The 8818-nt window shown below is 52.5% G+C and carries 4 protein-coding genes and 2 pseudogenes; 2 read left to right on the forward strand and 4 right to left on the reverse strand.

Annotated features, from left to right (window positions below):
* Positions 1-26: 26 nt before the first annotated feature.
* From S7335_RS23390 to S7335_RS27130, 4 genes and pseudogenes are all read right to left on the reverse strand, one after another.
* Positions 27-1388 (reverse strand): IS66 family transposase, encoded by a 1362-nt coding sequence (locus tag S7335_RS23390; protein ID WP_006458594.1) that lies wholly within the window; start codon positions 1386-1388, stop codon positions 27-29.
* Positions 1389-1588: 200 nt separating this feature from the next.
* Positions 1589-1807 carry a hypothetical protein gene (locus S7335_RS28180; RefSeq protein WP_006458667.1) on the reverse strand — a complete coding sequence of 73 codons (219 nt, stop codon included), beginning with the start codon at positions 1805-1807 and terminating at the stop codon, positions 1589-1591.
* Complete coding sequence (locus tag S7335_RS23395; RefSeq protein ID WP_006458660.1) at positions 1794-5423, reverse strand: NB-ARC domain-containing protein; 3630 nt, start codon at positions 5421-5423, stop codon at positions 1794-1796. Before S7335_RS23395 ends, S7335_RS28180 begins: the two co-directional genes overlap by 14 nt.
* A gap of 204 nt (positions 5424-5627) precedes the next feature.
* Positions 5628-6569, reverse strand: a pseudogene (locus tag S7335_RS27130) (ISKra4 family transposase); the annotation flags it as partial.
* 196 nt (positions 6570-6765) lie between these two features.
* Between S7335_RS27130 and S7335_RS23410 the strand changes: the two are divergent.
* Positions 6766-7305: pseudogene (locus S7335_RS23410) on the forward strand (plasmid pRiA4b ORF-3 family protein); the annotation flags it as partial.
* Complete coding sequence (locus S7335_RS23415) at positions 7305-8690, forward strand: ISKra4-like element ISSysp6 family transposase (protein ID WP_006458588.1); 1386 nt, start codon at positions 7305-7307, stop codon at positions 8688-8690. The pseudogene S7335_RS23410 and the gene S7335_RS23415, both read left to right, overlap by 1 nt.
* Positions 8691-8818: the final 128 nt, after the last annotated feature.

Genomic DNA, 8818 nt, shown 5'->3' on the forward strand with positions numbered 1-8818 from the left:
TGATTTGAGCCCTGGAACGTAATTGCTCAACTGGGTAGAAAGAGAGAGCCCTGGGCAGACAAAGCAGCTTCAATCGATTGCAGGGCAGATAAGCCCTGACGCTGGCCCGTATTGACGACAGAGCGAACAGCAGCGAATAGCTCCTTGCCCCACTCAGAGCGAAACCCATTGGTAACTTTGCGGAAGAGGGCACTCATCCGAATTGCCTGCTCACTAGAATTGTTGGTCGGTGGAATTGAGTCATCTTCGAGGAACAGAAACAAATTGTCTAGAATGGTCTCGTATCGCTTTTTCAACCGCTGCCCATCGGTTTGAGAAGGGTCTAGCGACAGCAGCTTTCTGAGTCTGCGTTGAATGGCTAAACGATATTGATATCGCGTAGAGACCGCTAGCTGGTCGCGTCTTTTATGAAGTTTCAGGGCGTCGAGGAATAACTGCTTCATTGCGGGTGCAAAGACCTCATCGCCAGCGTCTATCGCATACTGCGTATCCCGCAGCTGATGGGCTAGACACACCTGCCACTGTTGGCCAGGATGACAACGCTGAGCGCTGAACATATCAGAGACCCAGGTGGCCGGGGTATGCTCGCCTAAAACGGCATAGATAACGTTGGCACCTCGGCTCGGACAAATCACATGGAGACAAACGTCTTCGTTCTGAAACACCCATTCCCACTCCGTTCTTCCCTCTACCCGAGCACTAGTCTCGTCTGAGCAGATCAGGGCCGACTGCTGTAGCCGAGTTTGTATCTCTCCTAGCGGTTTCTCCAATCGAGTCTTGACCCGTGAGAGCAGATTAGCTATCGCACCTTCTGATATCGATAGATTAAACACCTCTTTGCACAGCTGTTGCAGCCGCTGATAGCTAATGGCATGACCGTAGCGCAGATACGCGATGAATCGTTCTATCGTTTCGCCAAACGGTGAACCCGCTGCCAGCTCTGGCGGCACTGTTGCCACACTCTGATACCCGCAGGTTAGGCACTCTCCACAGTAGCGCTCTACTCGCGTCACCACAGGCGCTATCGGCGGTAGCTCTATCTTGTCGTAGCGACTGTGCAAGTGTTGAGACGTTAGAGGAATTGACTCATGACACGACGGGCAGCACTGTAAATGGGCACTTACCCTTTGGTTCGGATTGGCATGAAGCTTGCGGCCACCACCTGCTCTGCCTACGCTCGCTTCTCGGCGCTCACCGCCTTTCTTTTTCGCTTTATTCGCCTTGAACCCCTTGGATGGCGGCTTACTTGAATTCTGACTGGTCTTCTTTGATCTGCTCTTCAGCCCTTCTATGCTTTTCCGTTGGTTTTGTAACTCTTCCCATAGCCGCTCTATCAAGGCATCTTTGGCTTCGGGCGTTAGACTGCTTAAATCCGGTAGCTTTTCCATATCACTACCTTACGCCATGACTTATTTCTCGCAACCTCGCTCAAGGGGGAGTTGAGCAATTACCCTGGAACTGTATCACTCACGATGCGGTTCTAGGGCTTTCGGGGACTTTCCTTTGCCGACTGCCGATCACCACTAACCCCAGTTGAGCCCTTGAAGCCTGAAGCCTCAACTGCTCCCAGCGTGAGGAGAGCATTTTTCTAGGCTGGTGTCAGGCCCATGACTCCAGTAATATTCATCCCTTCATAGGGCCGCTTAGCCCTCAGCGTTTTAAAACATTCTCCCATTTGAGGATGCCAGATTTTCACGGTCACATCCGGGCTACAGATGGCCAGCCAAGTGTCGTCAGAATGCCAGTTGAGCCCTCTGACTTCATTGTTGTGACAGTTAAAGAAGTGATCGCACTCACCCGTAACCACATTCCACGATAGCCCCAAACTGCATCAGGGCATCGCGCTGGGCATCGCTAATGCCGGTCACGCCAGTAATATTCATCCCTTCGTATAGGCGCTCGGGGATGAAGGTGCGAATACGGTTGCCGGAGGAGATGTCCCAGAGGGCGATCTCCCCATCCGCATAACCACTCGCTAGCCAGCGATCACAGGGCCTCCACACCAGCGATTGAATGTAGCTGTTTTGTCCAGACAGCGCTTTGACCCAGGTGCTATGCACAACATCCCAAATCCGAATCGTGGCGTCCGGGCCACTCATAGCTAAGAATTGCCCTTCTGGATGCCAAGCGACCGACTGTCGTCCATCGATGCGGCTGTCAAAGATCCGCAGGCATTGCCCGGTCGAGGCATCCCAAAGTCTCACAGTTTGATCTAGGCTGGCGCTAGCCAGTATCTGTCCATGGGGATGCCACGCCACCGCCACCGCCCATCCCTGATGGCCTTCTAAAGTGCCGATACAGGTGCCTGTCGCCATATTTAAAAGTTTGATGGTTTGGTCACAGCCGCCACAGGCCAGGATTTGACTGTCAGGACTCCAGGCCAGCTCAAAAATCCAGTTACTACGGCTGGCGGAGTTGGGGTAAAGCTGAAACAGTTCTCCTGTTTTCATATGCCACAGCCGCAGTAGGGCTTCATCAGAACTGGTGGCCAGCCACTGACCATCAGGGCTAAAGGTGACCGCCCTGACCCAATCTTTGTATTCATGCCAAACTTGCTTGCAGGCTCCCGTCCTACTGTCCCATAGCCGGACGGTGCGATCATGGGAACCACTGGCAAGTAGAGGTTCGTGAGGATGAAAGGAAATCGCTTCGACACCGCTAAGATGACCAGAAAACGTTAGCTGTAGATTGCCAGTTCTCAAAGACCAGAGGCGAATCAGGCTATCAGCATGGCTACTGACCAAATACTCACCCGTGGGGTCAAACGCCATGGCAATGACGTTACGGGTCTGTCCTTGAAGGGTACGGAGACACTGCCCTGTCTTCGCGTCCCAAAGCCTAACCGTTTTATCATGGGAGCCGCTGGCAAATGTTTGGTTGTTAGGGTGAAATGTAGCATCGCGGATGCCGTTTAGGTGACCGGCACAGATGTGTTGACAGCGATAATGTTGAGTGTCCCAGAGGCGAATCGTTTGATCGGCGCTGGTACTCGCCAGGGTATTGCCGTCGGGACTAAAGTTGAGCGACCAAATTTGGGCTGTATGTTCCCGCAAAGTCTTGAGGCATTGGCCGCTACTCACATCCCATAGCTTGATCGTTTCATCGCGGCTAGCACTGACCAGCAGGGGTGACTGTTCCTCCGATGCGAGTGGGTGGGGCTGAAATGCGACATCCCAGACTAAATCTAAGTGGCCCCATAGCGTTTGAATGCACTCGCCGCTGACCACATCCCAAATGCGGATCGATTGATCTTCACCGCTACTGGCAAGAAAACGTCCGTCAGGACTAAACGCCACAGACCAGATCCAACTGGGATGACCGCTCAAGATGTGCAGAACGGAGCCACTTTCTAGCTCCCAAATACGCACAGTCTGATCATGAGAGCCGCTAGCGAGCCACTTGCCGTCCGGACTCCAGGCGATCGCCACCACCCAATTGTCATGTCCCGACAGGGTGTTCAACAGCTTACCTGTGTCGGCATCCCACAGCTTGACGTTGCCATCGGCAGCACTGCTTGCCAGCAGATGACGCCCACCATAGGCCGGACTTAGAATTGGGCAAAAAGCGACTGCGACGGGACTATACGCGGCAGACCAGGCAGCACCGGTCGGCTCCTGACAGGTGGCCAGCTTTTGATAATCGGTGGTTTGCCACACGCAAATTTCGCCATGAAAATCGCCCGTCGCCAGCAGCAACCCGTCCGGACTAAAGTTGACCGAAAAAATTAGCCCAATCATCTGCGTGAAGACCGAGTTAGCTAAGTTGGTGTACCGAAAGTTGACGTGGCGTAGTCCTTTGGCCCGTAAATAAGCATGTTGAATCGTCAGGTGCGAGAAGTCAAAGCCACTTAAGTCAAGGTCGAGGTGGCAGCACAAATTGACCAGATTGCCGCCGCCATAGCCTCCCATCTGTAATTCAGAGCGTCGCAGCGCCGTCAAAATTCTCAAAAGCTGCTGTTCGATAGGCGCGATCGCGGCGAAGGTTCGCCGAAATTCCTGAGCGATAGGAGCCAAGATCAGTCGAATTTGGCTCTCTCTGACGTACTCTGGCACTGTGGTTTTCACCAAAGCCAAGCTGACGAAAAGCTCAAGTTCGGCGGTGGTGAGTTCTGCCGTGATGCTTTCAATCAGGCAATCGCCCACATATTCCATAACCACTGGCTGCTGGGTATAGCGACCGCCCTGCCGCTCAATCAGGCTCCGGCGACAGAGAGCTTCTAGCCCCTCTAGCAAGCGATAGGGAGTTACCGGAGGGATGATATCCTCCTGTAAGGTATCTATCGGGGTCCATTCACGATTGATCGCCAACCAACTCATCAGGGTCTGCTCTAGGGGAGAGAGGCGGCCAAACTGTTGATCGAGCAGTTGGCGCACGCCGTTAAACAACACCGTTCCCTGGGTGAGAAAGACCTCAATGTCGTTATCAAACAGATCTTGAATTGAAGTGGCGACAATTTTGAGCGCCAGGGGATTACCGCCGTAGGTCTCAATCAACCGGTGGCGCAGGTCTGCGGAACCCGATACCCCTTTGGCAGTCAGGATGGCATCGGCTTCGGTTTGCAGGCCCGATAGCATGAGTGATCGCACTGGCAATTCTGCCCCTTCTCGGGTAGCAATTACCGCTGGTTTTTCACGGCTGGTCAGCACCACACAGCTCTGGTGAGAGGCATCACCGACCAGCTGCAGCAACTGCTCATAGTCCTCAAAGCCGGGGCAAAATTGCCCAAGGGATTGTGGCTGCAAGATCGCCTCCACGTTATCCAGAATAACTAAACAACGAGAGGCTTGTAAGTGAGGCAGCAGGTGGGCGAGCGTCGGTTGAGTGTCCTGCTGGTTTGACACCAGCGGCACCAATTGCGTCAGTAAGGTTTCCATCGGGGGAGCGTTGCGGAGACTGCGCCAGATAACGATGTCGAAGGCTGACTGCACCTGCTGAGCAAAGGTTACCCCCAAAGCCGTTTTGCCAATTCCGCCCATTCCCAGCAAGGTCAGCAGGCGACACCGATCCTGAAGCATCCACGTTCGCAGGGTAGCCAATTCCGCCTCGCGACCGACAAAGAAGCTGACATCAGGCGCTTCACCCCAATCTTGCTTGATGACCGTCTGCGAAATGGTCGCTGCAGGGGTTGATAGGGCTTGGCCATGGTAGCGCTTTAGGGCCTGTTGAAAGTTCGTTTTGCTAACTTTTTCCCCCAGCGCTTTTGACAGCTGCCGCCAGAGCTTCGGGCCAATATCCCGTTTCAAGTAATTGATCGAATAGCCTGCTGACTCAGCAATTTCTTCATAGGTTTGATCGGCGATCGCACCTAACAGAATCGTGGTTTCGACATCAGAAAGATATCGCTGTCCGTAGGCAAACAGAACACCATTGGCCGTTTCAAGAATCTGTTCTGGGTCCATGGAACTGGCTGATAAGAGACTCATACCTTACTTCTCCATAGCTGGGCAACAAAACCCATACCTTCCCCACAACGACAGCCAGCCCGGTTCTCCTTATGCTTGAAAAGCATCATCCAACAGAATCGGGAATTTTTAGGGACGCCATGCCAGGATTACCCTTCGCTTATTGGAGAGCACCAAGAAGTGTGGGAAAGCCCGGAAATTCGTTGTCTGGCTCCTACCGACCCCTCAAGCAGCTAGAGCCTCCAGCTCTGGATACCATCGCTCAAAAGTCGCCTGCCAATTGCCATCGAGAACGCGCGTCCTGACTTGCAATAGGAGATGCGCCCCTTTCGGCGTCCATCGCATTTGCTGTTTCTTAACCATTCGCTTGCTGATCACCTGATTCACAGTGGACTCAACGAAGCCCGTCGATATCCTTTCTCCATTGCGATAACGCTCGCCGTAGTTGGTGATGAACTGCTGATTATGGATGATGTAAGTCTCGAACTCCTCTCCTTTCTTCAGCAGCCTGTTTTGTTCGGAACTAGTTTCATCCGTATCCAGCGATAACGTCAGCGACTCAACTTTTTGCAATGCCTGAAAAACGTTGCCGTGCTAGAGATACCACTTGATACTCTCTAGGGTTTTGAGAATGTCCTCCTGCTGCCAGTTATAGTGATAGTTGACCCCTTTCGCCATCTGATTCATCGCAGTAATACGCATAGTGATGTGGAACCAGTCGAGGAGGTGTTCAGCCTGGGGATTGAGGTACAGCTGCAAGTCTCGTACTGTGTCACCGCCATCCGAGAAGAAGGTGACCTGCTGATTTGGCTGCATTTCCTGTGACTTGAGCACTTCAAACACCCGTCGTTTCGGCTTTTCGTCGTAGCTGTTGACCAGACCAAAGCATTTAGAGGTACCATCATCAGCAATACTTTTGCCCGTAATGACTTCAAAGCATCGCTGTTGCTGCGGCTGCGCCTCAGCCCTACGAGCACAAACATAGCCGCCATCAATCCCCATCGTCAGCGGCATATCAGGACGCGGCAAAGTAGCCCAATTGCGTTCACCGCCTTCGATGAACATAAACCATTCATCGCCCAACTCAGCCTCTAGCCGCTCAGCCATTTGTTGAGTATGGTTTCGCACCGTTTCAGCATCTAGGTGTTCATCAATCGGCAGCACTTGGAAAGCACCAAAAACCTCGGGAAAGCCCGGAAACTCGTTCGAGCCCTGCATGAGAGTGTGCCTTCCAGAGCCTGAGAGTGGCGATCACAACCCGTAATCATCAGCCGTAATCAGCATGGTCTCCTGAAAACTCGTTAATCAGCACAAACGAGTTTTCAACGTTTCCCACACTTTTCGGTAGTCTCATAGTACACTCTCAGATTTGCACTATATCCTTCAGCTGGTGATGGGCTGGAGCGACTATCATCTCAACTGCTTTACGATTCACGGCAAGCGCTACGGCGTAGATAATGCAAGCTGTCTTTTCCTCAGCGAGGATACCGACGAAGTGCAGATTGCTGATCTGGGCTTGAGAGAACGAGAAAAGTTTCGCTACGAATATGACTTTACGGATCGCTGGCATCATCAACTGCGTGTCGAAGCCATTCTTCATCCTGACGAGCCGCTGCTTACGCCTGTCTGTGTTGCAGGTGCACGTTCAGCACCGCCAGAAGACTGTGGTGGCGTGATGGCCTATTTCGCTAAACGACAGCACTATTCCTACTGGCGTGGCATTGAGGTGCTCGCTGATATCCAGGAGCGTGGCAGAGAAGCTGTCTCAGAACATGACGAAGAGATTCGGCGGCTGATGCGATGGCTGAGTCTGGACAAATTTGACCGTGATGGGGTGAATTGTCGTCTGAAGCAGTATGCCGAAGGGGATCGCGAATGGTTGTTTGCTGAGGTTATAAGGTAATGCCAATCAAAGTTCAGATTGTGTTTGAAGACGAGACTGGCGGGCCTACGGTGGTGCAGGAAGTCGCTCAAATAGAGCGTGATCAGTTCTCTCCGGCCACACTGGGGCTGACGCTAGGAGAGGCAAAGACGGTTCTGCATGGGCTGCAACGTCATCTGGTGACAAAGCAGGTTGAGGACTATCAACAACAGCAGCTGGCCTGCCCTGATTGCCAACAGCCGCGCCGACTCAAGGATCGCCGCAAGCTAACCTACCGCAGCTTGTTTGGAAAGCTGAAACTTCCCTGCGATCGCTTTTTTCACTGCGACTGTCAGTCGCATGAAAAGAAAAGCGTCAGCCCGCTGTCAGACTTGCTGGCTGAACGCACGGCTCCTGAATTGTTGTATCTGGAGACAAAGTTCGCTGCACTGATGTCTTTTGAACAAAGCGCCAAGCTCTTAGCCGAACTCCTACCGCTTGATGAACAGTTGAATGCAGAAACGATCCGAAACCATACTCAACAGATGGCGCAGCGAGTAGATGCTGAGTTAGGGGAGGAGCGATTTATGTACATTGATTGCTGTGAACGGGACATTGCTGCACTGCCACGGCCTGATATGCCGCTGACGATGGGTATCGATGGAGGCTATGTCAGAGCGACCCAGTCGCAGTCTGATCCGAAACAGCCACATCATTTTGAAATCATTACGGGCAAAAGTATTGCCGATGATGGCTCATCCAAGTGCTTTGGCTTGGTCAATAGCTACGACACAAAGCCCAAACGCCGGGTATTTGAAGTGCTTCAGTCCCAAGGGATGCAGATGAATCAGCAGGTCACCTTTTTCTCGGATGGCGGCGATACGGTACGGGAGCTTCAGCTCTATCTCAATCCACAAGCTGAGCATCTGCTCGATTGGTTCCATATCACCATGCGTATTACCGTCATGACTCAGATGGCGAAGGGGATCTCTATCCCGGAAGACTGGTTGATTAAGGATGTGGACAAGACGCTTGAGAGCCTCAAGTGGTATCTCTGGCACGGCAATGTCTATCAGGCACTGCAAGAGATTGACTGGTTAGCTGATTTACTTGATGCTGATGACCTGACACCTAAGCAACGCCGATTTTTACAGAAGGTCGAGGAGTTCAAAACCTACATTTCCAACAATCAAGCGTTCATCACCAACTACGGTGAGCGCTATCGCAATGGCGAAAGGATTTCGTCTGGCTTTGTTGAGTCTACGGTCAATCAGGTGATCAGCAAGCGTATGGTCAAAAAGCAGCAGATGCGGTGGACGAAGAAAGGTGCACACCTGCTCTTACAGGTCAGAACGAAAGTGCTCGACGGCGACTGGCGTAAAACCTTTGAGCAGTGGTACCCAGAACTAGCTGCTCAAGCGGCTTGAACGGCTGAGCCACGAGTTTCCGGGCTTTCCCAAGGTTTTTGGTGCTCTCCCATCCGCCTCAAATCGCGCTGTACCTTCTTCGCCTTATCTGCCGGAAACTGAAAGTACTCTGTTAGGACCAGCGGGGG

The organism is Synechococcus sp. PCC 7335, assembly GCF_000155595.1.
GTDB lineage: Bacteria > Cyanobacteriota > Cyanobacteriia > Phormidesmidales > Phormidesmidaceae > Phormidesmis.

Coding starts and splice junctions, on each gene's coding strand:
- S7335_RS23390 (WP_006458594.1), bottom strand. CDS start 1,388: ATGGAAAAGCTACCGGATTTAAGCAGTCTAACGCCCGAAGCCAAAGAT.
- S7335_RS23395 (WP_006458660.1), bottom strand. CDS start 5,423: ATGAGTCTCTTATCAGCCAGTTCCATGGACCCAGAACAGATTCTTGAA.
- S7335_RS23415 (WP_006458588.1), top strand. CDS start 7,305: ATGCCAATCAAAGTTCAGATTGTGTTTGAAGACGAGACTGGCGGGCCT.